Annotated in this window: 20 protein-coding genes and 1 pseudogene; 10 read left to right on the top strand and 11 right to left on the bottom strand. The window is 69.8% G+C overall.

What is annotated here, in order from left to right; all coding sequences use genetic code 11:
* Positions 1-14 precede the first annotated feature (14 nt).
* The 5 genes from ACYU96_RS19765 to dnaA form a co-directional block, all read right to left on the bottom strand.
* Entirely contained in the window at positions 15-656 is a 642-nt protein-coding gene (locus tag ACYU96_RS19765; protein WP_460757566.1) for a DciA family protein, read from the bottom strand.
* Entirely contained in the window at positions 649-1,992 is a 1,344-nt protein-coding gene (gene recF, locus ACYU96_RS19760; protein WP_460757675.1) for a DNA replication/repair protein RecF, read from the bottom strand. Before recF ends, ACYU96_RS19765 begins: the two co-directional genes overlap by 8 nt.
* Before the next feature lie 4 nt (positions 1,993-1,996).
* Positions 1,997-2,890 (bottom strand): phosphogluconate dehydrogenase (NAD(+)-dependent, decarboxylating), encoded by an 894-nt coding sequence (gene gnd / locus ACYU96_RS19755; RefSeq protein WP_460757563.1) that lies wholly within the window; start codon positions 2,888-2,890, stop codon positions 1,997-1,999.
* Positions 2,891-2,972: 82 nt separating this feature from the next.
* A complete protein-coding gene (dnaN, locus tag ACYU96_RS19750) occupies positions 2,973-4,106 on the bottom strand; it encodes a DNA polymerase III subunit beta (protein ID WP_460757561.1) in 1,134 nt (377 codons plus the stop codon).
* A 729-nt stretch (positions 4,107-4,835) separates the two neighbouring features.
* Entirely contained in the window at positions 4,836-6,272 is a 1,437-nt protein-coding gene (dnaA, locus tag ACYU96_RS19745; RefSeq protein ID WP_460757559.1) for a chromosomal replication initiator protein DnaA, read from the bottom strand.
* Positions 6,273-6,770: 498 nt separating this feature from the next.
* Between dnaA and rpmH the strand changes: the two genes are divergently transcribed.
* The 9 genes and pseudogenes from rpmH to ACYU96_RS19700 all read left to right on the top strand — a co-directional run bounded on the left by rpmH (position 6,771) and on the right by ACYU96_RS19700 (position 15,545).
* On the top strand, positions 6,771-6,908 hold the full coding sequence (rpmH, locus tag ACYU96_RS19740) for a 50S ribosomal protein L34 (RefSeq protein ID WP_460757556.1): 138 nt from the start codon (positions 6,771-6,773) through the stop codon (positions 6,906-6,908).
* A gap of 2 nt (positions 6,909-6,910) precedes the next feature.
* A complete protein-coding gene (rnpA, locus tag ACYU96_RS19735) occupies positions 6,911-7,378 on the top strand; it encodes a ribonuclease P protein component (protein WP_460757554.1) in 468 nt (155 codons plus the stop codon).
* Between the two features lie 92 nt (positions 7,379-7,470).
* The gene (gene yidD / locus ACYU96_RS19730; protein ID WP_460757672.1) at positions 7,471-7,731 is read left to right on the top strand and encodes a membrane protein insertion efficiency factor YidD; all 261 of its coding nucleotides are present in this window, start codon (positions 7,471-7,473) and stop codon (positions 7,729-7,731) included.
* 121 nt (positions 7,732-7,852) lie between these two features.
* Positions 7,853-9,040: a membrane protein insertase YidC gene (gene yidC, locus ACYU96_RS19725; protein WP_460757551.1), complete on the top strand. Its 1,188-nt coding sequence runs from the start codon at positions 7,853-7,855 to the stop codon at positions 9,038-9,040.
* Between the two features lie 10 nt (positions 9,041-9,050).
* A pseudogene (locus tag ACYU96_RS19720) lies at positions 9,051-9,554 on the top strand (Jag family protein); the annotation flags it as partial.
* Between the two features lie 388 nt (positions 9,555-9,942).
* Positions 9,943-10,593 carry a 16S rRNA (guanine(527)-N(7))-methyltransferase RsmG gene (rsmG, locus tag ACYU96_RS19715; RefSeq protein WP_460757669.1) on the top strand — a complete coding sequence of 217 codons (651 nt, stop codon included), beginning with the start codon at positions 9,943-9,945 and terminating at the stop codon, positions 10,591-10,593.
* Positions 10,594-11,219: 626 nt separating this feature from the next.
* Positions 11,220-12,053, top strand: coding sequence for an LLM class flavin-dependent oxidoreductase (locus tag ACYU96_RS19710; protein ID WP_460757548.1), 834 nt, complete (start codon positions 11,220-11,222; stop codon positions 12,051-12,053).
* Positions 12,054-12,181: 128 nt separating this feature from the next.
* Positions 12,182-14,137 carry a ParA family protein gene (locus ACYU96_RS19705; protein ID WP_460757545.1) on the top strand — a complete coding sequence of 652 codons (1,956 nt, stop codon included), beginning with the start codon at positions 12,182-12,184 and terminating at the stop codon, positions 14,135-14,137.
* A 64-nt stretch (positions 14,138-14,201) separates the two neighbouring features.
* On the top strand, positions 14,202-15,545 hold the full coding sequence (locus tag ACYU96_RS19700; RefSeq protein WP_460757542.1) for a ParB/RepB/Spo0J family partition protein: 1,344 nt from the start codon (positions 14,202-14,204) through the stop codon (positions 15,543-15,545).
* A gap of 195 nt (positions 15,546-15,740) precedes the next feature.
* Here ACYU96_RS19700 and trxA read toward each other — a convergent pair whose 3' ends face one another.
* The 6 genes from trxA to ACYU96_RS19670 all read right to left on the bottom strand — a co-directional run bounded on the left by trxA (position 15,741) and on the right by ACYU96_RS19670 (position 24,040).
* Positions 15,741-16,091: a thioredoxin gene (gene trxA / locus ACYU96_RS19695; protein ID WP_460757539.1), complete on the bottom strand. Its 351-nt coding sequence runs from the start codon at positions 16,089-16,091 to the stop codon at positions 15,741-15,743.
* A 43-nt stretch (positions 16,092-16,134) separates the two neighbouring features.
* A complete protein-coding gene (trxB, locus tag ACYU96_RS19690) occupies positions 16,135-17,103 on the bottom strand; it encodes a thioredoxin-disulfide reductase (RefSeq protein ID WP_460757536.1) in 969 nt (322 codons plus the stop codon).
* A gap of 201 nt (positions 17,104-17,304) precedes the next feature.
* A complete protein-coding gene (locus ACYU96_RS19685; protein ID WP_460757533.1) occupies positions 17,305-19,203 on the bottom strand; it encodes a hypothetical protein in 1,899 nt (632 codons plus the stop codon).
* A gap of 181 nt (positions 19,204-19,384) precedes the next feature.
* Positions 19,385-21,064, bottom strand: a complete 1,680-nt coding sequence (murJ, locus tag ACYU96_RS19680; protein WP_460757530.1) for a murein biosynthesis integral membrane protein MurJ — start codon at positions 21,062-21,064, stop codon at positions 19,385-19,387.
* A 43-nt stretch (positions 21,065-21,107) separates the two neighbouring features.
* Positions 21,108-23,399 carry a DUF6049 family protein gene (locus tag ACYU96_RS19675; protein WP_460757527.1) on the bottom strand — a complete coding sequence of 764 codons (2,292 nt, stop codon included), beginning with the start codon at positions 23,397-23,399 and terminating at the stop codon, positions 21,108-21,110.
* Positions 23,396-24,040: an NUDIX hydrolase gene (locus tag ACYU96_RS19670; protein WP_460757524.1), complete on the bottom strand. Its 645-nt coding sequence runs from the start codon at positions 24,038-24,040 to the stop codon at positions 23,396-23,398. Before ACYU96_RS19670 ends, ACYU96_RS19675 begins: the two co-directional genes overlap by 4 nt.
* Before the next feature lie 190 nt (positions 24,041-24,230).
* On the opposite strand from ACYU96_RS19670, the gene ACYU96_RS19665 reads away from it, so the two are divergent.
* Positions 24,231-25,688, top strand: a complete 1,458-nt coding sequence (locus tag ACYU96_RS19665; protein ID WP_460757521.1) for a CCA tRNA nucleotidyltransferase — start codon at positions 24,231-24,233, stop codon at positions 25,686-25,688.
* Positions 25,689-25,700: the final 12 nt, after the last annotated feature.

Below are 25,700 nucleotides of genomic sequence, written 5' to 3'. Positions count from 1 at the left end.
GTACCGCTCGCCCGTCAGCCCCAGGTGTCGCGTGGGCCCGGTCCCCGGACCGACCTCGGCCCGCGGCGGAAGCCAGGTCCCGCCGGCCCCAGCACCGACACCTCCTCGACGACGCCCTCGCCGATCTCCTCGGCCATGCGCCGCAGCAGGTTCGGCACGAGCAGCCGCAGCTGCGTCGCCCAGGCGGTCGAGTCGGCCCGCACCACCAGCACCTTGTCCTCGAACGTGACGGGTGTGCAGTGCTCCGCGACGTCGTCGCCGACCACTTCCCGCCACCGTCCGACGACGCCCCCGACCGAGACGTCCTGCGTCCAGCCCTTCTCCCACAGCAAGCGGCCGACCACCGAGCCCAGCAACTGTGGGTCGCGCGCGTTCGGCCCCTTCGTCTCCTTGCGCGGCTCGGCGAGCGGGGATCGTCGGGCGGGCGAACCGGGCCGGAGTCCCTTCGCCCGAGCGGCCGCCTTGGCGCGGTTCAGAGCGGCTCGCGCGACCTCTTCGGGCGGTGTCACGGACAGCTCGACGACGTCGTCCGTACCGGTAGGTTCCGCACCGTTGTCCACAGCTTTCTGTGGATAACTTTCGGGGGTGTGGGGGCCCTCCCGGCGGCTCCCGGAGTCGTCGTCGGTTCGCACCCGCGACACCCTCTCGTCACTCACGGGTGACCACTCCTGGTTCCACGTGAAACCTCGCTCCGCTGAGCGATGCGGGCACGTCCTCGGGCACCGCGGCCGTGACGAGCACCTGCCGGGCAGGCAGCACGAGCTCCGCCAGACGCTCCCGACGGCGGGTATCGAGCTCCGCGAACACGTCGTCGAGGATGAGGACGGGATCCGCGTCCGTACCGTGGTCCGGATCCCAGAACGCGGGGGCCGACGGCGGGGGTCCGCCGAACCCCGCAACCCCTCCCAACAGCCAGAATGACGCCAATCTGAGGGCCAGAGCGAAGGACCACGACTCCCCGTGACTCGCGTATCCCTTCACCGGCAGACCGCCGAGGGTGAGCAGCAGATCGTCGCGATGCGGGCCGACCAGGCTCACCCCCCGGTCGAGCTCCTGCTGCCGCACCTCGGCGAGCGCGGCGGTCATCTGCTCCCGGATGCGCGGCACCGAGGCGGGGTCGGTGTCGTCGCCGACCGGCCCTTCCGGGGAAGCGCCCGCAGAGGCGTCCGACGGCGATCCGGACCCGGAAGTTAACCGGTCCGACACCGTCGGCGGGGCGCCCGATCCACCGGAGACCGAGCCCTCGGAGGAGCGTCCTTCCCGAAAGTTATCCACAGGCTGTGTGGATGACGAACGGTACTCCAGATGCGCCTCGCCCTTGCCCTCGCTGACGGCCTCGTAGGCCGCCCCGACGACCGGCCGAAGCGCCTCGACGAGCTGGAGCCGGAGCGACACGATCTCGGCGCCGAGCTCCACGAGCCGGCCGTCCCAGACCTCGAGCGTCGCCAGGGCCGCCGGGTCGGCACCGCCGGAACGCCGAACGGCGCGCGCCGACTTGAGCAGTGCCGACCGTTGCTTCAGCACCCGGTCGTAGTCGGAGAAGACGGCCGAGAGCCGGGGGACCATCTGCACGATGAGCTGGTCCAGGAACCGGCGCCGGCCGTCCGGGTCGCCCTTGACCAGGGCGAGGTCCTCGGGCGCGAACAGCACCGTGCGCAGGATCCCGAGGACGTCACGAGCCCGGCCGGGCTGGCCGCGATTGATCCGCGCCCGGTTCGACTTGCCCTGGGTGATCTCCAGCTCGATCGTGCTCGCCCGGTCACCCCGCACGACGCGCGTACGCACGACCGCGCGCGTCGCCCCCGCACGGATCAACGGAGTGTCGGACGCGACGCGGTGCGAGCCGAGGGTGGCCACATATCCCACCGCCTCGACAAGGTTGGTCTTGCCCTGGCCGTTGGCCCCGACGAACGCGGTGACCCCGGGTTCGAGCTCCACGTCGACGCTCGCGTACGAGCGGAAGTCGTGGAGGCTCAGGTGCGAGACGAACAGCGGTCTACTCGGCCTTCTTCACCGCGTGGCCACCGAACTGCTGCCGCAGCGCCGCGACCGCGCGCATCGCCGGGGAGGACTCCTGGCGCGAGGCGAACCGGGCGAACAGCGCGGCCGAGATCACCGGCAGCGGAACCGCGTTGTCCACTCCTTCGTCGATGGTCCAGCGCCCCTCGCCCGAGTCGTCGACCCAGTCGTCGAGGTCGGCCAGCCCCGGGTCCTCCTCGAGGGCCTTGACCATCAGTTCGAGCAGCCACGAGCGGACCACGGTGCCGCGCTGCCACGCCTTCATCGTGCCGTGCACGTCGGTGACGACGTCCTTCTTCGCGGCAAGGAGCTCGTATCCCTCGGCGTAGGCCTGCATGAGGCCGTACTCGATGCCGTTGTGGACCATCTTCGCGAAGTGGCCGGCGCCGACCGACCCCGCGTGCACGAAGCCCTCCTCGCGCGGGCCCTCGGGACGCAGCGCGTCGAACACGGGCATGACGGTCTTGACGTGGGCGGCCTCGCCACCGCACATGAGCCCGTATCCGTTGTCCAGGCCCCACACCCCGCCGGAGACGCCGCAGTCCACGTACCCGATGCCGCGCTCGGCGAGCTCGGCGGCGCGCTCCTGGTCCTCCACGTAGTGCGAGTTGCCGCCTTCGACGACGATGTCGCCCTCGGAGAGCAGCCCGCCCAGCTCGTCGACCACGCCGCGGGTCGGGCCGCCGGCCGGGACCATGACCCACACGATGCGCGGCGACGGCAGCGCAGCAACGAGGTCGGTGAGTGTCGCGACGTCCGAGACCTCCGGCCGGGGGTCGAACCCCGTGACGTCGATGTCGGAGCGGCGGAGCCGCTCACGCATGTTGTTGCCCATCTTGCCGAGACCGACCAGGCCGATGTGGCTGACCATGTTTTCCTCCAGAAAAGTTCTCCACAGGCACGGCGCACGACGCCGGGGCGCGCGAGGGGCGCGCGGTCACCCGGCGCGGAGCTCAGCCCGTGAAGCGGATCGGGACGAGCAGGTAACGGTAGGTCGAGTCGTCCTCGCCGTCGAGCGAGTCCTGCCCGGTGAACTCGACCGGTTTGTTCGGGTGCGTGAACGAGAGGCGGACGAAGTCGGTGCCGAGGGCGCCCAGACCGTCCAGCAGGTACTGCGGGTTGAACGCGACAGCGATGTCCTCGCCGGCGAGCACGGCCTCCAGGGCCTCGGACGCCTGTGCGTCGTCCCCTTGACCGGCATCGAGCACGACCTGGCCCTCGCTGAACGAGAGGCGGATCGGCGTGTTCCGCTCGGCGACGAGGCTCACTCGCTTGGCCGCGTCGATGAGCGGCGCGGTCGCGACGACGGCGTGGATCGGCGAGCTGTCCGGGAAGAGCCGCCGGACCGGCGGGTAGTCGCCGTCGACGAGCTGGGAGGTCGTGTGGCGGCCGCCGGCTTCGAAGCCGACCAGATCGACACCGGTACCTGTGGACAACCCGACGTTCACGGCGCCACCGCCGGCACCCAGGGAGCGCGCCACGTCGTTGAGCGTGCGCGCCCGGACGAGCGCGACCGCGGAGAACCCGGGCGTCGCGGGCGTCCAGGTCAGCTCGCGCAGCGCCAGCCGGTACCTGTCCGTGGCCAGCAGAGTGATCTTCTCGTCCTGGATCTCCACGCGGACTCCGGTGAGGAGGGGCAGCGTGTCGTCACGGCTCGCGGCCACGGTCACCTGAGCGACGGCGGCCGTGAGGGCTTCACCGGGGACCGTCCCGCTGAGCTCCGGCATGGCGGGCAGCGCGGGGTACTCCTCGACCGGCATCGTCAGCAGCGTGAAGCGGCTCGCTCCACAGGTGACGACGACCTTGCTGCCTTCGAGCGCGACGTCCACGGGCTTGCTCGGCAGCGCCCGGGAGATCTCCGCGAGCAGCCGGCCCGACACAAGGACCGTGCCCGGCTCGGAGACCTCTGCGGCGACCTCGGAACGGGCGGACGTCTCGTAGTCGAAGCTTGCGAGGTTGAGGATGCCTGAGGCGTCTGCCTCCATGCGCACACCGGCGAGGACCGGTGCCGGGGGTCGTGTCGGAAGCGTGCGAGCTGTCCAGGTGACGGCGTCCGCCAGCACGTCACGCTCGACCCTGAACTTCATTCGGTGCATCTCCCTCGCAGAGCCTCGTTCCGTACTTGCCAGAGCCTACGCGAGGTCACTGACGTTGACGACGGGGATCGGGGCTCTGTGGACACTTGCTTGCCCTCGAGCACGACTTAGCACTAATGTTCGAACAGGTTGGTGCGGGCCGCTCAGCCTGATGAAGGCGTGTTGATTTCCCCTTCTTCAATATCAGTAGTCGTCGTAGTAGGGGTTGTGGATACTGGGGATAACCCTGGTTTCCGCAGGTCAGCCTTGGTGTTGTGCTGTGGACAGCTTGTGGACCGAACTGTGGGAAAACTAGGGGCACATGTGGACGGCCGATTTTTACCCACAGGCCATCCACAGTTCGGGCTTCGCCGCCCACAGGTTTTGGGGAGTTGTCCACACGTCTTCCACAGGTTCGTCCACAGGGGTGTTCGCCCATGTGCTGCCCTGAACCGCCGTCGTACACAGGTTCTGTCCACAGCCCTGGGGATAGAGGGTAGACGACCGCGAGATCCTGCGGTTCTGGCTGTGCACAAAGCTGTGGATGCAGCCTTATCCACAGGGGCGAAGTTGTCCACATCGCTATCCACAGGCCTGTGGAGATGTGGACAGAGGCGTGCCGGATCGGCATCACTGCAGGCCAGGGCCTGTGCACAGGAGGGTGCACAGGCAGGTGCACCATGTGGGTAGAAGATGGCGCGAAGCAGCGTTCGGTGAACGCGTGAGATACCAGGAGATGCGTCAGGACACGCGGTGCTGCTGCTTGATCCGCGCGGTGAGCTCGGTGACCTGGTTGTAGGTGGATCGCCGTTCGGCCATCTGCCCGGCGATCTTCTTGTTCGCGTGCATCACGGTGGTGTGGTCGCGGCCGCCGAACTGCTGGCCGATCTTCGGCAGAGACAGCTCGGTCAGCTCGCGGCAGAGGTACATGGCGATCTGGCGCGCGGTGACCAGGACACGCGAGCGCGACGTTCCGCAGAGGTCGTCGATCGGGAGCCCGAAGTACGCGGCGGTCTGCGCGATGACCACCGCCGGCGTGATCTCCGCCGTGTCGTCGTCGTCGGTGATCAGGTCCTTGAGGACGATCTCGGCGAGGGTGAGGTCGACGGACTGCCGGTTGAGGTTGGCGAATGCGGTGACGCGGATGAGCGCCCCCTCGAGCTCGCGGATATTCGTGGAGATGCGCGAGCCGATGTAGGAGAGGACCTCGTCGGGAACGTCCAGGTGCTCGGACGCTGCCTTCTTGCGGAGGATCGCGATCCGGGTCTCGAGGTCGGGCGGCTGGACGTCGGTGATCAGGCCCCACTCGAAGCGGGAACGGAGCCGGTCCTCGAAGCCGCTGAGCTGCTTCGGCGGCAGGTCGGACGTGATGACTACCTGCTTGTTGGCGTTGTGGAGCGCGTTGAAGGTGTGGAAGAACTCCTCCATCGTCTGTTCCTTGCCCTGCAGGAACTGGATGTCGTCGATGAGGAGCACGTCGACGTCGCGGTACCGGCGCTGGAACGAGCCGGCCTTGCCCTCGCCGATGCTGTTGATGAAGTCGTTGGTGAACTCCTCGGAGTTCACGTAGCGCACGCGGATGTGGGGATACAGGTTGTGGACGTAGTGCCCGATCGCGTGCAGCAGGTGGGTCTTGCCCAGTCCCGAGTCCCCGTAGATGAACAGGGGGTTGTAGGCCTTGGCCGGTGCCTCGGCGACTGCGACCGCCGCGGCGTGGGCGAACCGGTTGGACGAGCCGATGACGAAGGTCTCGAAGATGTACTTCGGGTTGAGCCGCGTCGGCTCGCCGGACGGCTTCGGTGCCGGCTGGGGAGCGACGGGCATCTGCGCCTCGGTCGGCTCGGGGGCCTCGTCCGTGAGACTGGTCGGTGCGTGCGAGATCTGCGAAGGGCCGGCGAGTGCCGAGCTGCTCAGCTCGGGGTCGACGGTGATGCCGAAGCGCACGTCGCGACCGAGCGCCTCGGACACCGCCGACGAGAGCTCGTCGCGGACCGCGGTCTCGAGGTAGGCGCGGGTCTGCTCGTGAGGAACCGCGATGAAGAACATGTCGTGGACGACGGCCATCGGCTTCGCCAGCCGGATGAAGGCCAGCTGCCGCGGGCTCATGTCGGGACGAGCCCCGAGCGTGTTCAGCACCTTTGCCCAGACATCGGCGAGGTTGTCGTCCGGGTCGGCCACGGTCTTTCCTTACGGGTCGGCGTTGCGCGGAGGCGCGAGACTTTCGCTGGATCTCGGGTGGAAGGCCCGTCCCGCCCGAGGGCTTCCTCGTCGCGTGGGGACTTCTCGGAGTCTGCCATGATGAGGCACCGTCCACACAGTTGTCCACAGGTTGTGGATACTGTGGACCAGGGTTATCACAGCCAGCCTCACGCTCTCCGTCGTGCCGCTGTGCGCAGCGCACCTGTGGTCGGCGCGACACCGTCGGAGCCCCGGGCGCGTTTGACCGGAGGCGGCCCGGAAGCGTAACGTCAGACAGCCGTTCCAGGTACTTTCGCGCGCCCGCTGCCGGTGATGAGCCGGGCTGCGGGACCGGGCCTCGGGTCGGCAGCCCGGTTGGTGTCGGCACTTCGTCGGCACGGACCGCAAGAACCAACCCTGCATCGGCACTCGCCCCTGCATCGACTCGTCTCGTCGAGGACAGGCTGTGCCCTTCCCGACGTCTTCCAGGAGTACCTCGTGAGCAAGCGGACTTTCCAGCCGAACACCCGCCGTCGTGCCAAGACGCACGGCTTCCGTCTGCGCATGCGGACCCGCGCCGGCCGCGCGATCCTCGCCAACCGGCGCGGCAAGGGCCGCGCCAAGCTCTCCGCCTGATCGTGCTGCCAGCGGCGCACCGACTGCGCCGTTCCGTCGACTTCGAACGGACGGTGCGCCGCGGCACGCGTGCAGGACGACCGACCTTGGTGGTTCACCTCCTCACCAGCACTGGTGACGGCAAGGAGAACCCACCACAGGTCGGTCTTGTCGTTTCCAAGGCCGTCGGCAACGCGGTGCGCCGCAACGCGGTGAAGCGACGCATCCGGGCGTCCGCCGCAGGCCGTGTCGCCGACCTGCCCGGGGGAGCGTGCGTCGTGGTGCGGGCACTCCCGTCGTCGGCCGCTGCCTCGTACCAGGACCTCGACGAGGACCTGGGTGCGTGCCTGACCCGCGCGATCAAGAAGGCAGCGCGGGGAACCCGCGGGGCCGGGCGACCGTTGGCGGAGACGAGGGCCGGCACGAGTGCCGGCCAGGCCGGCCCGGAGCTGGAGCCGACGAACCCCACGAACGGCGGGACCCCAGCATGACCTCCTGGACCGATGGTTTCCGGATCGCGGCACTCCGTCCCGAGTCGTCGGGCGGACGTCTCGGCGACATCCCCGTGATCGTGCTGGTGGGGATGATCCGGGTGTACCAGGCCTTCATCTCGCCGATGAGCGGTCCCACCTGCAAGTACTATCCGTCGTGCTCGAGGTATGCCGTGATCGCGCTGCGCCGTCACGGCGCTCTCCGCGGGCTGGGTCTCGCGCTCTGGCGGCTGCTGCGCTGCAACCCCTGGAGCCTGGGCGGGGTCGATGATGTCCCGCCCGCGCGCGACCGTCGTCGGGCACACGCCCCTCAGGACGACGCGGCCGTGCACGCTGAGCCGCACACGCACTGAGCACCGCTCGTGCAACTGGTCCGCGTACGACGACGGCCGAGGGCCGTCCCGCGCGGGCGCCGGGCAGCGGCACCGGCACCCAGCCCCCGACTTCCGCAACAATCAGGAGTGACTGAGACCGATGAGTGACTTTTTCCTCTGGGTCTGGCTGAAGCAAGGCGTGTCCTGGATCATGGTCGGCTCGCACGAGCTGTTCACGTTCCTCGGACTGCCGGACGGCCCAGGCATCGCATGGGTGCTCGCGATCGTGATGTTGGTGATCGTGATGCGCATCCTGCTGATCCCGCTGTTCTTCAAGCAGATCAAGGCGTCGCGCGGGATGCAGATGATGCAGCCCGAGCTGCAGGCCGTGCAGAAGAAGTACAAGGGCAAGACCGACCCTGCGTCCCGCGAGGCGATGACCCGCGAGACGATGGACTTGTACAAGAAGCACGGGACGAACCCGTTCGCCTCCTGCATGCCGCTGCTGCTGCAGTCGCCGATCTTCTTCGCGCTGTTCAGTGTGCTGCGAGGGCTCAAGCCGATCGCTGACGGCCAGAGCGAACCGCTGACGCCGATCTCGCAGGAGGTCGCCTCGGACATCGAGCAGTCGACGTTGTTCGGCGCGCACCTGTCCGACATCTTCATGCAGGACTCCTCGGTCACGTCGAAGATCGTCATCGCGTGCCTGATCATCGCGATGTCGGCCACGACCTTCTTCACACAGCGCCAGCTGACCATGAAGAACATGCCGCCGGCGGCGCTTGAGGGTCCGATGGCGCAGACCCAGAAGATCATGCTCTACATGCTGCCGGTCATCTTCATGATCTCGGGCGTGAACTTCCCGGTCGGTGTCCTGATCTACTGGACGGTCACGAACCTGTGGTCCATGGGCCAGCAGTACTACACGATCAAGCGGATGCCGGCTCCCGGCTCGCGCGCCGAGAAGGAGATGCAGGAGCGCAAGGCGCGCAAGACCAAGGAGCGGGCCCTCAAGCGCGGCGAGCCGATCCCCGAGGAGGTCGTCGAGGTGCTCGAGCCGAAGCCTCGCGGCCAGCGGGTTCAGCCGAAGCGCAAGGACCGCCGCAAGGGCGCGCCCCGTGAGGCGGCGGCGGTGGCGCAGTCGGCGCCGGCCGAGGACTCGTCGGGCGACGGCGATGCGGCGGAGAGCTCGCCGGATGCGGCATCCGGGTCGGGCCCGGCCGCCGGCTCGGACGCTTCGGCGAAGGCCGACGCCAACGGCACGCCGACCGCGAGCACGCAGGCCAAGGCGAAGACGAAGACCAAGACAGCCGGCGGCGCGCCGTCCGGCAAGCGGAAGAAGAAGTAGGAGGAGTGCGATGAGCGAGTCCACTGTCGGCGCGGCCGAACCCGGCGACCGTACTGCCCGCCTCGAGGAAGAGGGCGAGATCGCGGCCGACTACCTCGAGGAGCTGCTCGACATCGCCGATCTCGATGGCGACATCGACCTCGACATCCGCTTCGGCCGGGCCGCCGTCGAGGTGCTGTCCGAGGAGGGCGGTGACGAGCTCAAGCCTCTGGTAGGCCGGGACGGCGAGGTCCTCGATGCGCTCCAGGAGCTCACCCGGCTGGCCGTCCAGGTGAGGACGGGGGAGCGGTCCCGGCTGATGCTCGACATCGGGGGCTTTCGCGCGGAACGCCGCGCCGAGCTCGTGAAGCTTGGTGAGGCCGCCGTCGCAGAGGTCCGGGAGACCGGTGACCGCGTGTCGCTCGACCCGCTCAACGCCTTCGAGCGCAAGGTGGTGCACGACGTCGTCGCCGAGGCCGGCCTCATCAGCGACTCCGAGGGTGAGGAACCGCGCCGGTATGTCGTGATCCACCCCGTGACCGCGGAGACCGTGACTGGGGAGACGGATACGGAGACGGAGCAAGGCGTCGCGGTGGCTGCGGCCGACCGTCCGGCGAGTGATGCGGCGGCCGGTGGTACGACGGACACCGTGACGGATGCCGGGGACACCAGGGAGTCCGCCGCCGCTGCGGACTCCGTGTCCGAGGCGCCGGCGGAAGCAGCCGGTGCCGTGGAGTGATACGACGCCGGCCGGTGGGCCGGGCGGTGCATGACCGAGGGCTGGTGCGCAGATGGGCACCAGCCCTCGGTCATTCCCGGGTAGTTCTCCGCGGGGATGGTCACCGATGTCGCGCCCGCAGTGTTCGTCGCGCCCGCAGTGCACGGGGCCGAGCGGAGTGATGGAGACTGAGTGCGTGGAGAACATGGACGAACAGGCGCTGGACGCGGACACCCTCGGCGAGAGCGAAGCGGTGCGGGAGTACTTCGGGGAGCGGTACGAGACGGTGCGGGCCTACGCGCGGCTGCTCATGGACCAGGGTGAGCTCCGCGGGCTGATCGGCCCGCGGGAGGTGCCCAGGCTGTGGGAGCGGCACATCTTGAACTCGGCCGCGGTTGTGCCGTACCTGGCGGGCGCCTCCTCGGTGGCGGACGTCGGGTCCGGTGCGGGTCTTCCGGGAGTGGTCGTGGCGATCATGCGTCCGGACGCGGAGGTGTTTCTCGTCGAGCCGATGGAGCGGCGGGTCATCTGGCTGACGGAGGTGGCAGAGGAGCTCGAGCTGTCGAACGTGGTGGTGAAGCGAGGGCGAGCGGAGGAGTACGACGGCGCGTTCGAGACCGACGCCGTGACCTCGCGGGCGGTGGGGGCGTTGTCGAAGCTCGTGCGAGTCTCGATGCCGCTGGTCCGAGTGGGTGGAGAGATGGTTCTGCTGAAGGGGCGGAACGCGCGGGACGAGTTCGCGGGGGCGCGGAAGGTGCTGCGGAAGTTCGGCGCGGGAGAGCCCGAGGTCCTGCCGGGGGAGACGGTCCCTGGTGTGGAGACGACGACCGTGCTGCGGCTTCGGCGACAGAAGTAAGGCGGCGGACTCGTTTCACGTGAAACAGGGATCACGTGAGCCAGGGATGAAGGCTGCGGTGACCGTCCCGGCCAGCTCGCGCTCGTTCACGTCTCGGCAGGCCAGGCTCAGCGGCCGGCACGGGGTGCACTGTCGTGCCGGGTCGCCAGGGCGGGAGGGCGGGAGCCGAAGGGATTAACCCGGGCGGGCGCGGTCCGCCTCGGCCTGAGGGGGCGGGCCAACGTCGTGGCGCTCCGCTCGATGGCGATCGGGATGCATGACGCCGGGCTGATCATCCCGATGTCGATGGGGAGATGGTCTCGTTGCATCCCTCTGGAGGGCGGGATCAGTGGGCGAGGTCGCGGCGACGGCGGGCTTCCTGCTGTCGCTGGGTGCGAGGTTCAGAGGTTCATCAGCGAGGTTCATCAGCGGAGCGTGATCCCGGTGGGTAGGACCCGGTCCGGGAAGGGACCGGGTCCGGAGGCTCGCTGAGGCCTGTTTCACGTGAAACGGGTCGAGGCGCGTTTCACGTGAAACGGAGACGGCGTTGCTCGGTCGATGGCGCAGCACGTGGAGAGTCCGGCAGCGAGAAGCGGCATGCTCGGGGGAGGGTTGCGCATCGGGAGGGCGCACGGGAGAGTCTCAGCATGGCGCTTCGTGTGGGGATCAAGCTGACTCAGAACGTCGGGGTCGACGACCTCGTCGCATTCTGGAGGTTGGCCGACCAGGCCGAGTTCCACTCGGTGTGGAACATGGACCACCTCATGGCGTTCGGACCCGGCGAGAGCGGGACGATCTTCGACGCCTGGGCGATGCTGGCAGCGATGGCTCGAGAGACCTCTCGCGTGCGCATCGGATGCATGGTTTCTGGGAACACCTACCGGCACCCCGGGATGCTGGCGAAGTTGGCCGTGACCGTGGACCACCTGTCCGATGGGCGGCTGGAGTTCGGGATCGGTGCCGGGTGGAACGAGCGAGAGCACGAGATGTTCGGACTTGAGCTGCCCCCGGTTCGAGAGCGGATGGATCGCTGGGAGGAATCGCTCCGCGTGATCCGGTCCCTCTGGAGCGAGGAACGGACGACGCTCGACGGCGAGCACTACCAGGTGCGGGACGCTGTCGCGGAGCCGAAGCCGGTCCAGCGACCACATCCACCGATCTGGATCGGGGGGGCGGGCCGAAACGGACTCTTCGCATCGCAGCCAAGTATGCGGACGCGTGGAACTGCACTGGGGAGTCGCCCGAGAGGTTTGCAGAACTCTCGGCCGTCCTCGACGCCCACTGCCTGGAGGTGGACCGTGATCCGGGGTCGATTCGGCGGACGCTGCAGATTCGCCCCGATCGTGTCACCGGCGGGGCGGGCGTCGTCGAGATCGCTGAGAGGTACGCACTGGCGGGTGCGGACGAAGTCATCGTGGTGCTGGCGCCTGAAGAGTGGCGAGCTACTTTCGACGGAGTGGCTGGCGTGCTGGACCGCATGAAGCGCCTCGGGTGATCGGAGCGCCGCGCGCGGACGTTTCACGTGAAACAGGCTGCCAGGTGTTATCGGTGTTTGTCGGCGTCGGCGTTTCGGGGCAGGGTGGGGCACCGGACTGCTTAGCGTGAGTGCGTGGTCTCACTCCGGGGATGGTTCAAGAAGCTGTTCGGTCGGCGACGGCCGCCGCGCGCCGTCGATTCCGCGAACACGGATGCCCCCCGAGTGAGTTCGGCCGTGGCCCGCGGTGCGAGTGGTTCCGAATCGATCGTCGCGACCGAGCCGGGCCGCCTCGACGACCCGGGCGCCGCGTGGGAGCCGAACGAGGTACCGGCGGCTGCTCCACCTCCACCCGGAAGGCTTCCAGGGACGGTAGAGCTCTCCAGGTTCTCCCTCGGTACCGGGACGCTCGGTACCGGGACGCTCAGTACCGGGACGCTCAGTACTGCGGAGCGGGCAGCGGCAGCGGCCGGCCCGATGCGGGCGGTGGTCGAGGAGGAGTCCGGGGTTGCCCGGGCGGCCCCCCGCGAGACACCCCTTGGCGATGAGCGGCGGGGCGTCCCGGGCGCACAGATCGACGAGTCAGCCGTCCCCGGTCCCGGTGGCGAGCAGGACGAGCGCGGGGACTCGGGCGGGCGGGACCTTGCTGAGAAGGACGATGCGCGCGGTGCGAGCGGAGAGCAGGAGCAGCAGGGCGGCGCCTGTGAGGTGAGGTCCGGACAGGACGACGGAGGCGCGAGGGAGTCGGACGGACATGGTACGGGCGACGACGAGGGGGACGAGGTGGCGCTGACGGGAGGAACAGGCGCGGGGGAGTCCACGAATATCGTGAACATGGCTGCCGCGCTGGAGGAAGCCGCGGAGGTGACCGCGGTCCGGGTGACGCCGGACGAGGCCGACGAGTACGGCGGCCGAGATCAGTCGGGCACTTCAGGCGATGTTGTAGAAACTTCATGCGAGTCCGGTCACAGCGACACGTCCACGGATTACAGTGTCAACGTGACCGATCCGATCTTTGTGCAAGGGCTCCAAGTCCCGGGCGTTTCACGTGAAACGTTCGAGGACGGCGTGCCCTCGAATCCAGAGTCCACGGATGGCGGGTACGGCGGCGATGATGAGCGCCGAGAGGCTCTGATCGCTTCGGTTCCCGCCGTCGACGAATCCACCCCCCTCGCAGCGCAGCTGGCGATGGACGCCCGGCGCCGCATCGAACTGCAGGGTCGCACCTTTCCCCGGCCCACCCGCACGCGCGTCATCACGGTCGCGAACCAGAAGGGTGGCGTCGGCAAGACGACGACCACGGTGAATCTGGCAGCCGGCCTGGCGATGTCCGGGCTCAACGTCCTCGTGATCGACAACGACCCACAGGGCAACGCGTCCACGGCGCTCGGCATCGAGCACCGCGCGGGCACCCCGTCGGTCTACGAGATCCTTGTCGAGGACGAGCTCCTCGCGAACACGATCCAGCAGTGCCCCGACATCGAGAGTCTCTGGGGTGTTCCCGCGACGATCGACCTGTCTGGCTCCGAGATTGAGCTCGTCTCTCTCGTTTCACGTGAAACAAGGCTTCGGAAGGCCGTCGACCGGTTCCTCGTCGACCGCGAGGCCGCCGGCGAACCTCAGATGGACTACGTGCTGATCGACTGCCCGCCGAGCCTCGGGCTCTTGACCGTCAACGCGTTCGTGGGTGGCCGTGAGGTGTTCATCCCGATCCAGTGCGAGTACTACGCATTGGAGGGACTGAGCCAGCTGCTGAAGACGATCGACCTGATCAGGTCGCACCTGAACCCGGAGCTTCGGGTGTCTTCGATACTGCTCACCATGTACGACGGCCGAACCAACCTTGCGCAGCAGGTGGCGGGAGAAGTCAGGTCGCACTTCCCGGCCGAGACCTTCCGTACCACGATCCCGCGCTCGGTCCGAATCTCGGAGGCTCCGAGCTACGGCCAGACGGTGATGACCTACGACGCGACGTCGACCGGTGCCCTCGCGTACCTTGAGGCGGCACGGGAGCTCGCCGAGCGCGGGCAGGGCGCATCCAGTCCGCGCCGGCAGACGCAGATGCAGCAGATGCAGGAGGCCCAGCCCTGAACCGGGCGGAGCGCGTGCGGCCCGTGAAAGGCCGGCGGACGGCGCAGACCAACGAGGAGAACCGATGAGCGCAAAGAGGCGAGGGCTTGGCCGAGGCCTTGGTGCCTTGATCCCCACCGGCCCCGAGGGGGAAGAGGGTGACGCGATGGCGGGCGGGGCCGTTGCGACGCTGCCTACCGTGGACGAGCCCGCGCACGAGGCCGGAGGCACGCCGGCGCCCGTCGAAGTACCCGAGAGCCCTGCGGAGACGCCGGAAGGCGCAGACGCGGCGTCGTCGGCGGCGGGGGAGACCGGAGCGGCAACATCTGCGGCGACTGCGGGCGCGGCAGCGGCGTCGGCGGACTCGTCGATCCCGTCAAATCCGGTCTCCCCGGCCGCGAACGGTGAGTCGAAGAATCGCGGCAACGGCCGGCACAGCGCAGAGAACTGGGACACCGCGATCGCGAGCGGGCGTCTCTCCGTGGCGAGTGAGGCCGCGTCCGGTGAGACGGCCATCGACACGGCGTTCTTCGGGAACAACGATGCGAATGTTTCACGTGGAACAGAGGCCGAGCTCGTCCCCGTCCCCGGCGCTCGGTTCGCGGAGCTGGACCCGGCGGCGATCCGCCCCAACACCTGGCAGCCGCGCACGGTCTTCGACGAGGGCGAGCTCGACGAGCTCGTCGACTCGATCCGGGAGATCGGCGTGCTGCAGCCGATCGTGGTCCGTCCGGACAAGGAGGAGCCGGGGGCCTACGAGCTCATCATGGGTGAGCGCCGCTGGCGTGCGACCCAGGCGGCCGGTCTCGACGCGATCCCGGCGATCGTCCGGGACACCGAGGACGGCGACATGCTCCGGGACGCGCTCCTGGAGAACCTGCACCGCGCGGCGCTGAACCCGCTGGAGGAGGCCGCGGCCTACCGCCAGCTGCTCGACGACTTCGGCTGCACCCACGAGGAGCTGGCCACGCGGATCGCGCGCAGCCGGCCGCAGATCTCGAACACGCTCCGACTGCTCCGCCTGCCCCCGCTCGTGCAGCGTCGCGTCGCTGCCGGTGTGCTGAGCGCAGGCCACGCGCGTGCACTGCTCGGCCTCACGGACGGCGCGGAGATCGAGCGCGTCGCTCAGCGCATCGTCTCCGAAGGTCTGTCGGTCCGTGCGACCGAAGAGCTCGTCATGATGACCGACGGTGCCGGCAAGGCCGGCAAGGCGCGCAAGCCGCTGCGGCCGGGAGCGCGCACCGAGGCGATGGACGAGCTCGCGACACGACTGTCCGACCGCTTCGAGACTCGCGTGAAGGTCGCGCTCGGCAAGAGCAAGGGACGCATGACGATCGAGTTCTCGGACGTTGGTGACCTGAACCGCATCCTCGGCGTGCTGTCCCCGGGAGACCCAGGTCTCCTGAAGACCTCGGAAGACTCCGAGTAGCGCGGCCTGCGGACCCGAGCGGGCTCCGCAGGACTCCGGCGCGGGACCGTTCGGTGCCCCGGGCCGCACCCGGTGCGGCGAGGCACGAGAGGCCGACGCGGAATGCCGAAGGCCCGGGTCCCGATCCTCTTCTGGATCGGGACCCGGGCCTTCCAGCTCGTCCGAGACTGCCTCGTCCGAGGCCACGGAGTGCGGTCAGGCGGTGCCCTCGGCGGCGCCGGCCGACGTGAGGACGCCGTCGATCTCCTCAACGAGCGCGCGCTTCGGGCGAGCGCCCACGATCGACTTCACGACCTCGCCGCCCTGGTAGACGTTGAGGGTCGGGATCGAGCGGATCCCGTACGCCATCATCGTCTCGGGGTTCTCGTCGGTGTCGAGCTTCGCGATCTTGATCTTGCCGCCGTACTCCTCGGACAGCTCCTCGAGGATCGGCGCGACCATGCGGCACGGGCCGCACCACGTGGCCCAGAAGTCCACCAGTACGGGGACGTCGGACTCGAGAACCTCGCTCTTGAAGGTGTCGTCGGTGACCTTGACGGTGCTCATGGTCTGCTCCTCAGGGTGATCGGGTGTTGCGTTGCGGAGGCCGTCAGGCGGCCGGGGTACGGGCGTCGTTCAGAGTGTCGAGGTACGCCTGCGCATCGAGCGCGGCGGCGCAGCCGGTGCCGGCCGCCGTGATCGCCTGCCGGTAGATGTGGTCGACGGCGTCCCCGCTGGCGAAGACGCCAGGCAGGTTGGTGCGCGTGGAGCGACCCTCGACCAGGATGTAGCCGTTCTCGTCGAGCTCGACCTGTCCCTTGACGAGGTCGGTGCGAGGCTCGTGCCCGATGGCGACGAACAGGCCGGTCGCGTCCAGCTCACGCTGCACGCCGCTCAGGACGTCGCGCAGCGAGACGGACTCGACCTTGTCCGCACCGTCGATCCCGATGACCTCGCTGTTCCATGCGAACTCGATCTTCGGGTCGTTCTTCGCGCGGTCGGCCATGATCTTCGACGCGCGCAGCTCGTTGCGGCGGTGAACCACGGTGACCTTCGACGCGAAGCGGGTGAGGAACGTTGCCTCCTCCATCGCGGAGTCCCCGCCGCCGACGACGACGATGTGCTGGTCGCGGAAGAAGAAGCCGTCGCACGTCGCGCACCAGGAGACGCCGCGACCGGAAAGGCGCTTCTCGTCGGGCAGCCCGAGCTCGCGGTACGCGGAGCCGGTCGAGAGGATGACGGAACGCGCGCGGTACACGTCGCCCAGCCCGGTGGTGAGCACCTTGACGTCCCCGGAGAGCTCCGCCTGCTCGACGTCGTCCCAGATCACCTGGGCGCCGAACCGCTCGGCCTGCTCACGCATCTTGTCCATGAGGTCGGGACCCATGACGGCCTCGGGGAAACCGGGGAAGTTCTCGACCTCGGTGGTGTTCATGAGGGCACCGCCGGCCGTCACCGAGCCGGCGAGCACGACAGGGGCGAGGCCTGCGCGCGCGGCATAGACGGCCGCGGTGTATCCGGCGGGGCCGGAACCAATGATCACCACGTCGTGGATGGTCTGCTCTTCGGTCAACGTCATCTCCTCGAGTCTCGCCCGGGTCAACACGGATGGGGCTTCCAGTGTTCCAGCCGACGGCAAGATCCTGCCCCCCGGGCGGGTGAGGCTCGACACCGTCCATATTGAAGTTTATCAATGCAACGCGCGATCCGATATGCCGGCGCCGGGTACGGCGAAGGGCCGTCCCCTGCAGGACGGCCCTTCGCCGGGATGTGTGGCAGGTCAGCTCAGCGTGACCTCGTTCAGCTCGACCCGATACTTCAGGTCGGGGTTCCCGTCCAGCGGCGACGACTCCGGGAGCGCGGTGAACCAGATGACGAACGAGCTGCCCGCCACCGGCTCTTCCAGGTCGAACGTGGTGCTCGACGAGACCGGTCCCTCGGCGACGACCTGACCCCCGGCCGGGTCCTCGGGCGTGGTCGCCCGGATCTGCACGTTGCCGCCCTGGCTGTTCGTGGACAGCTCGATGGTCGAGACGGCCGCGGACTCCTGCAGCGCGAGGGCCACGCCCGTGCCGCCCTTGTACCCGCCGAAGTCGGGTGAGGTGTAGGTGCGAGTGAACCAGAACGTCGTCGGATCGCCGTCGGACACGAGGGCCGCCGCCTCCGGATGATCGGCTTCCTCGCCGTCGACCGGGGCGCCGTCGGCTGCCACGAGCGTGGAACCGGTGATCACCGGCCGGGCCTCCGGTGCCTGCGACTCCTTCGCCGGGGCGGAGCTGTCGCCCGCCCCCTCTTCTTCCGTCTCGGCGTTGTTCGTCGCGTCGGACCCGGCGACCGGCGGGGCGTCCGCCGGCGACAGGATCGCCACGATCGCCCAGATCAGGCCGGCGACCACGGCGACGCCGACGACACCGAGCACGATCGGCGTGGGGTTCACGCCACCGCGCTTCGGCGCGGGCTGGGTCGGGAATCCCTGGTTCTGGTCGTAGTACTGCTGCTCGTAACCCGGCTGAGGTGCGTACGCGCCGGGGGCTGCCGGGTACTGCGGGTCGTACGCCTGCGGCGGGAACTGCTGCTGCTCATAGCCCGGCTGCACCGGGTACTGCTGCGGGTCGTAGCCCGGCTGCGGGGCGTACTGGGGAGGCTGCTGATAGGCAGTCTGCTGGGCGGTCTGCTGCTGCGCCTGGTACTCCGGCGGGGGTGGCGGCACGGGCGAGTGGGGCGAGTACCCCGGGGGTACGCCCTCGGGAGGGACTGATGACATGGCGGGGGCCTCCTCGGCTCTGGCGATGCGGCCGGTCACGACCGGCCTCCGGACCGGTGGCGCTGGGGGCACCGACGGCTCGGTAGATTCTGGTTCCCGTTGGACGAACGCCGGCAACGACGCCAGGACGGAGACTTCGCCCCACGGCTCGAGGGTGGCGGCGACGTCGTCCGGGGTCTTGGGGGCGTTCTCTTCGACGGACGCGGCGAACGTCCGGCTGATCAGGGCGTCGACCGCTGGGTCGACGTGCGGTACGAGAGTCGACAGCGCGGCGACCGCCCCGTCGTCGTCCCGGCGTGCGGGGAGCGGGATCACGGTGTCCTTCGTGATCCAGGCGGCCTCGAGGTCGATGCCCGGCCAGCGCGCCGTCATCGCGTAGTAGAACAGGGCGAGCGAGCCCTGCGCATCCGACCTGGCAGACGCCTGACCGAGCGTCTCGGTGCCGGCCAGGCCGCCGTCGAGACCGAGCCCGGTGACCACCACGCGGTCCCGCTCGATGCGGATCGCCTCGGGCCGCAGCGCGCAGTGGTGCACGCCGCGGGCGTTCGCGACGGCGAGCGCGGACGCGACCTCACCGGCGATCGCCCGGGCCTGCTGCTCGTCGACGAGGCCCTGCGACACGATCTCGGTGAGCGTCTCGCCCGGGTAGGGCTCCGTCACCACGTAGGAACCGACGTCGGCGGTGCCGACGTCCAGGACGCGGGTGAGCCGTGGCTCCGAGACCACCGCGGCGCGGCGCGCGGCATCGAGCGTGCCGGCGGCCCACGAGCCGTCGGAGACCAGGGTCAGCCGGACCTGACGGCCCAGCACCTGATCCTGTGCCTCCCAGACGTCCGCGGCGGCGAGGTCGGAGCGGAGCTTGGAGCCCAGGCGGTAGCGGTCCACGAGGACGGCACCGGGTCCGGGCGTGCTCACTCTGGCCTCCCTTGCTGATCAGAAGCGTCGTCGTCGACGACGGCGGGCTGTTGCCCGCCCATGCTACGCGGGAATGCCGACAATCCGCCGATCCAGCAAGGTTCATCCACAGCCTGTGCACGACGACCGATCGTGCACAGGCCGGGCAGGGGGAGCGCCCGCAGTCCGCGGGCCCCCGGCGTCAGCGCCCGAGGCGCCGGCGGATCGGGACCAGGAGGGTGTCGAGCTCACGCACGCGGAACACCCGGAGCAGCCCCACGTACACGACGAGCATCGTCAGGCCGCACAGCCCGCTGATCCACAGGCCGCTCAGGAGCGTGCCGAACAGACCGTGGTCGAAGTCGATCGCGCCGAAGCCACCCACCCACTGGTAGAGGGCCCAGCCCACGAGCGCCGCCAGGACCCCCGCCAGGAGCGTCCGGACGTGCAGCACCAGGATCCGGCGGCCGTCCATCCGGCCGTCGAGCATCCCGCGCAGCCCGCGCGTGCGCAGGATGCACGTCACCCAGTTGGCGAGCGCGAACGAGGCGCCGGCGGCGACCACCCAGTGCTCGCTCGGGAGCCAGAGCTGTGCGACGAACAGCCCGAGCACCAGCGCGATGGTCGCGGGCACGGTGATCCAGAAGACGCCGCGGCCGTCCTCGTAGGCGAAGTAGACCCACTTCATGAGGACCATCGCGCCCAGCGGGATCAGGCCCAGCGACAGCGCCACGAGCACGGGCGCGATCGCGGCGGTACCTTCCGCACCCGCGGTCGGCACGATCATCGCCGTGAGCGGCGCGGCCAGCACCGTGAACGCGGCGGTGGCGAAGACCGTGAAGACCCCGACGGTGCGCATGCCGAGCGAGAGGTCGGAGCGGACCCTGTCGGTCTCGCCGTTGGCCGCCGCCCTGCTCAGGCCCGTGAAGAGGGCCGTCGCGATCGAGACCGTGACGAGGGAGTGGGGGAGCAGGTAGATCATCAGCGCCTGCGTGTAGGCGGCGTTACCGGCTGCCGCGTTCGCGAGCTCGCCGGTGACCGCGTTCTCCGCGCCGCTGCGGGAAGCGACGCGCGTCAGGTACAGGACGCCGAGCTGCTCCAGCACGACGGCGGCGAACGTCCAGCCGACCACAGATCCGGCCGAGCGCAGCCCGATCCCGCGATACCCGAGGCGGAACCGCCAGGTGAACCCGGACCGCATCAGTGGGACGAGGAGGACGAGCGCCTGCGAGGCGATGCCGAGGGTCGCGGTACCGGCGAGCAGGATGGTGCGAGGCGTGTCCCACGAGCTGACGTCGTTGATGCCGCCTTCCGGCGCGCTCCCGTAGATCACCCAGAAGAGCCCGAAACCGATGATGGAGATGATGTTGTTCGCGACCGGCGCCCACATGTACGGGCCGAACTGCTCGCGGGCGTTGAGCACCTGCCCGAGCAGCGTGTACAGGCCGTAGAAGAAGAGCTGGGGGATGCACCAGAACGCGAAGATCGTGCCCAGCGCGAGCTGTTCCGGGGTCCATCCGTCCGTGTACAGCCAGACGATGATCGACGACGCCCCGGTCAGGACCGCGGTCAGCGCGAGGATCCCCACGCCCGAGAGCGTGAGCAGCTTGTCGAGCCGCTCCTGGGAGTTCTTCGCCTGGAATGCGCGGACGATCTGCGGCACGAGGATCGCGTTGAGCATGCCGCCCGCGAGGATCGCGAAGAGGACGTTGGGCAGCTTGTTCGCGACGTCGAACGCGTCGGCGACCAGCCCCGTGCTGCCGATGATCGCGACCATCACCATGTTCCGGACGAGCCCGCCCAGCCGGGAGACTGCCGTCCCCGCCGCCATGACCAGCGAGCTGCGTCCTAGTCCACGGCTGCCGGTGGCCTGTGAGGTCATGTGGGGTTCTCTTCCCGTCCGTCCGGGGCCAGGCCCCGGGATGTCAGTCCGTCCGCTGCGTGGCGTCGGCCGGTGAGGGAACGAGGTCGGCCGTGGACTCGGTCGCGGCTTCGATCTCACCGGTTGCTGCCTCGACGTCCTCGACCGTGGCACGGTTCGGGGAGCGCCCGCGCCGTACGGTACGCCAGATTCCTGCCAGGAACAGTAGCCCGACCAGCCCGGCGGCAATCCAGGTGCCGACTTCCTCCCATCCCGCGCGCACCCGCACCTCGAACGAGGACTCGGAACCGAGCTGCACGCCCGACGGCGCCAGGAGCTGGGACGTCACGGTCACGTCGCCGGACCCGATCGCCTCGACGGGGATCGGCAGGTCCATCTCCTTGCCCGAGGGAACAGTGCCGCTCACCGGGCCCGACACGGTCAGGCGCGGGCTGTCGGGCCGCAGCAGGACGGTCACGGTCACAGCCGTGTCCAGGCCGTTGCGGACGCGGACCGGCAGGTCTCCGCGGTCCGAGATGAGGTTGATCTCCTCGCGGGGGATGACGGTGACGGCGTCGAGCAGCTTCCGCGTGTAGGCGATGCCGTCCTCGACGGCTGTCTGCCGCTGCTCGGCGTCGGTGCGGTAGGCGACCGACAACGGGGCGACCAGGTGCCGGAGCGAGTTGCGGCGCAGCTCGGCGGGGTCGTCCGCGATGGAGGAGAAGTCGATGATCTTGGTGCGGATCCAGTCGATGCGGCCCACCTCGTGGACGTCGAGCTCCCGCTTCGTCACCTTGTCGTCCTCCAGGGGCGTGCGCTCGACGGCGGGCGCGTCCGCCTCCAGCAGGCGGTCCAGGGGAGCGAGGTCGACCCAGGAGGCGGCGTCCAGCGCTGCGAGGACCGTGTCGACGGCATCTGCGTCCGGGTACCACCCGCGGTCGGTGGCGATCAGGGCGTGCGGCGGAGCCTCCGGGTTCTGCGCGACGAGCGCGGCGGTCTCGGCGAGGATCCGCTGCGCCCCGGCGGCACCCGCGGGTGCGGGATCGGCAGGGCTCGCGGAAGCGTCCGTACCGGACTCCCCGGACTCCCCGGAGTCGGCGGCGGCCGCCGCGGCGGCGTCGTACGCCTCCACCACGTCGGTCGCGCCGGTGAACACGTCGCTGAGGACGGAGTCAGCGACGGCGGTTCGCGCGGTGCCGTCCTGGAGCTGCACGTCCGCGCGGGCGTTCGCGACGTCCAGCGAGGTGGGGGCGAACGTCCCGCCGCCGAGGATCATGTTCGGCCGGTCGGCGTAGGTCCCGGCCGCGACGGTGGTGCGGTCCGCCACGCCGCGCGCCGGCCATGCCAGGTTCTTGCCCCACCACTTCGGCGTCGCCCACTCGTCGACGACGGGCGTGTCGAGGAAACCACGCATGCGGCCCCGCGAGATGTCGGCGTGAGCCAGCGCGGCGATGTCCGGGTCCCAGGCGGGCAGCTCGTAGGTGCTGGTCCCCTCGGTGGCCGAGAGGAACTCCTCGCCCCAGGCGCGCAGGTCCTCGTCCCCGGCGGACCCCGCGAGGCCCAGCACGTTGGGATCCACGGCGAGCGAGACCATCCCGGTGCGCGCGACCCGGAGCATCTCGTCGAGGCGGCCTTCTTCGGCGGCGTCCTGCGCCAGCCGGAGCTGGGCGCCCTCGAGGTCCGCGGGATCCACGATCCCGGACGTCACCGGGGCGGCGACCGTGAGCCGCATCGGATTCTGGGCGGTCGCCACACCGTCGTCGTACATCAGGAACGTCCGCAGGACACCGCGCCGGCCCGTCGCGTCGCCGACCTCGACCGACAGCTCGCGCGGGCCCCAGCCCTGCAGCGTGTAGGTGGCGGTGGGGAAGGTGAGCTGCACGGACTTCGAGTCGCCGGGCTGCAGCGTGCCCAGGTTCTTCGGGCCGGGGCCGCTGCCGCCGACCCGGTCGCCCAGGGCGAGGGACTCCCACTGGGAGAGGACCGAGCGCTGCGTGAGTGCGACGGCGTTGACGGCGAGCCGCGCCTCCAGTCCGGTCAGTGCCGCGTCGGTGTTGTTCGTGACCCGCACGGCGACCTTCACCTGGTCGCCGGCCTGGGCGACCGTCGGGGAGATCTTCTGCAGGTCGACCGAGACCGGGTCGGTCTCGCCGTTCTTGGCGGCGACGGCGGTCGTGGTGGCGGGAGACGTGCCCCGGGACCCGGTGGTCGGGCTCGTCGAGACCGGGCTCGCTCCGACGTCGTCGGCGGATGCCGTGCTCAGGGGCAGGGGGGCGCCCAGGAGCGTGAGGCACGCGGTGAGAATTCCCGCGGTGATGCGGGTAGGGCGTCGCGGGGCACCGTGCTGCTGCGTCATGGGTGGTCTGGTGTCTCCAGGTGGGACATGCCGGATCGCAGGGCCGCGAGCAGCTCGGGTGACGAACCCAGGCGCTCCGCGGCGACGGCGGCCAGTCGCTGCTCGTTCGGGTAGGAAAGCTTGCCAGGAAGGTCGTCCATGCCGATCCAGACGGCGTCCTCGGCCTCGCCGTCGGGATCGTTCTCCACGGTGAGGTCGCCGCTCTCGGCACGCAGGAGGAAGTGGTGCACCACCTTGTGCACGCGGCGGTCCTCGCCCGTGAACCAGTAGTCGATGACGCCGAGGTCGTGCTGGATCGAGCCGCGGATGCCGGTCTCCTCCACGATCTCGCGGATGGCGGCCTCCTCCGGCGTCTCCTCGCCCTCGAGGTGGCCCTTCGGGAGGCACCATTCGAGCCGTCCGTTGCGGTTGCGGCGCAGCAGGACCGCGGCATCGAACCCGGCGGAACCGGGCGGGGCCTCCGGGGTGCGGCGGAGCACGAGCCCGCCCGCGGAGGTCTCGTCGACGACGGGGAGGTGCGCGGTCGCGGACGGTACCGCGACAGCGCGTGACGGGTCCACCCGTAGCGGAGCCCCACCCGGGGGTGTGGGCACGTCGGGGCGACCCATGGGTCGGTCGCCGGCCGGCGCTGGGGTGGACATGCCCCAACACTACCGACTGCGCGTGGCGATCCAGATCACGCGGGCGCTGCTCGGGCGGGCGCGCGGACCTGCCGACGGCGGCGCCCGCGCGCCCCGTGCCGGTGCGCCGGGCGGGCCCGTCCCGACCCGTTGCTCCGGCATCCCGGTCGGCTCTGCCACCGGTGTGCCGCGTCTGGGAGAATCGGTGCTCGTGTCAACCCCTTCTGCCAAGCCCGAGCTGGATCTGCTGCGCCGCGCGCTCGGCGTACTGACCGAGATGGCCCCGGCCGCGATCGACCTCGGCGAGGTGTTCCGCGCCGAGGGGCACGAGCTCTCGCTCGTCGGCGGTCCGGTCCGGGACGCGTTCCTCGGCCGTGCGAGCAACGACCTCGACTTCGCGACGTCGGCGACCCCCGACGAGACGCAGCACCTGCTCGCCGCCTGGGGCGACGCCCACTGGGACATCGGCAAGGAGTTCGGCACGATCGGCGCGCGGAAGGGCGACGTCGTCGTCGAGGTGACCACCTATCGCACCGACCGGTACGACCCGGACTCGCGCAAGCCGCTGGTCGAGTTCGGCAGGTCGCTCGACGGCGACCTCTCGCGCCGCGACTTCACGGTCAACGCGATGGCGGTGCGCCTCCCGGACCTCACGTTCGTCGACCCGCACGACGGGCTGATCGATCTCGCGCGCAAGGTGCTGCGCACGCCGATCGCGCCGGAGCGCTCGTTCGACGACGATCCGCTGCGCATGATGCGTGCCGCACGGTTCGCCGCACAGCTGTCGTTTCACGTGGAACAAGGAACGCTCGCAGCGCTGGTCGCGATGGCCGGGCGGATCGAGATCGTCTCGGCCGAGCGTGTGCAGGCCGAGCTGAGCAAGCTGGTGACGTCCTCGAACCCGCGTGCCGGGCTCGAGGTCCTCGTCGACACCGGGCTGGCCGACCACGTGCTGCCCGAGCTCCCGGCGCTGCAGCTGGAGATCGACGAGCATCACCGGCACAAGGACGTGTACGAGCACTCGCTGATCGTGCTGGACCAGGCGATCGCGCAGGAGACCGGGCCCGACGGGGCCGTACCGGCCCCCGACCTGGTGCTGCGCCTCGCCGCGCTGCTGCACGACGTCGGCAAGCCCGCCACGCGGAGGTTCGAGCCGGGAGGGGGAGTGTCGTTCCACCACCACGAGGTGGTGGGCGCGAAGCTGGTGTCGAAGCGGCTGCGCGCGCTGAAGTACGAGAAGCAGGTGGTGAAGGACGTCGCGCGGCTCGTCGAGCTGCATCTGCGGTTCCACGGGTACGGCGACGGGGCGTGGAGCGACTCGGCAGTGCGGCGGTACGTGACCGACGCCGGGCCGCTGCTCGAACGGCTGCACCGGCTGACCCGCGCTGACTGCACCACCCGGAACCGGCGCAAGGCGAAGCGGCTGTCCGACGCGTACACCGACCTCGAGCAGCGGATCGTGACGCTCCGCGAGCAGGAGGAGATCGACTCCATCCGGCCCGACCTCGACGGGAACCAGATCATGGAGATCCTCGGGATCGGACCCGGACGCGAGATCGGGCAGGCGTACAAGCACCTGCTCGGGCTGCGGATGGAGCACGGTCCCCTCGGCGTCGAGGTCGCCACCGAGGAGCTCAAGAAGTGGTGGGGGAAGCGGGCCGACGGGTGAGAGCGCCGACCG

Source organism: Myceligenerans cantabricum (assembly GCF_054777735.1).
Note: the sequence above shows the minus strand (reverse complement) of the source record. Positions and strands in the feature narration are given on the sequence as shown.

Coding starts and splice junctions, on each gene's coding strand:
- ACYU96_RS19670 (WP_460757524.1), bottom strand. CDS start 24,040: ATGTCCACCCCAGCGCCGGCCGGCGACCGACCCATGGGTCGCCCCGAC.
- ACYU96_RS19675 (WP_460757527.1), bottom strand. CDS start 23,399: ATGACGCAGCAGCACGGTGCCCCGCGACGCCCTACCCGCATCACCGCG.
- ACYU96_RS19710 (WP_460757548.1), top strand. CDS start 11,220: ATGGCGCTTCGTGTGGGGATCAAGCTGACTCAGAACGTCGGGGTCGAC.
- dnaN (WP_460757561.1), bottom strand. CDS start 4,106: ATGAAGTTCAGGGTCGAGCGTGACGTGCTGGCGGACGCCGTCACCTGG.
- yidC (WP_460757551.1), top strand. CDS start 7,853: ATGAGTGACTTTTTCCTCTGGGTCTGGCTGAAGCAAGGCGTGTCCTGG.
- yidD (WP_460757672.1), top strand. CDS start 7,471: ATGATCCGGGTGTACCAGGCCTTCATCTCGCCGATGAGCGGTCCCACC.
- ACYU96_RS19700 (WP_460757542.1), top strand. CDS start 14,202: ATGAGCGCAAAGAGGCGAGGGCTTGGCCGAGGCCTTGGTGCCTTGATC.
- trxA (WP_460757539.1), bottom strand. CDS start 16,091: ATGAGCACCGTCAAGGTCACCGACGACACCTTCAAGAGCGAGGTTCTC.
- murJ (WP_460757530.1), bottom strand. CDS start 21,064: ATGACCTCACAGGCCACCGGCAGCCGTGGACTAGGACGCAGCTCGCTG.
- rsmG (WP_460757669.1), top strand. CDS start 9,943: ATGGACGAACAGGCGCTGGACGCGGACACCCTCGGCGAGAGCGAAGCG.
- gnd (WP_460757563.1), bottom strand. CDS start 2,890: ATGGTCAGCCACATCGGCCTGGTCGGTCTCGGCAAGATGGGCAACAAC.
- trxB (WP_460757536.1), bottom strand. CDS start 17,103: ATGACGTTGACCGAAGAGCAGACCATCCACGACGTGGTGATCATTGGT.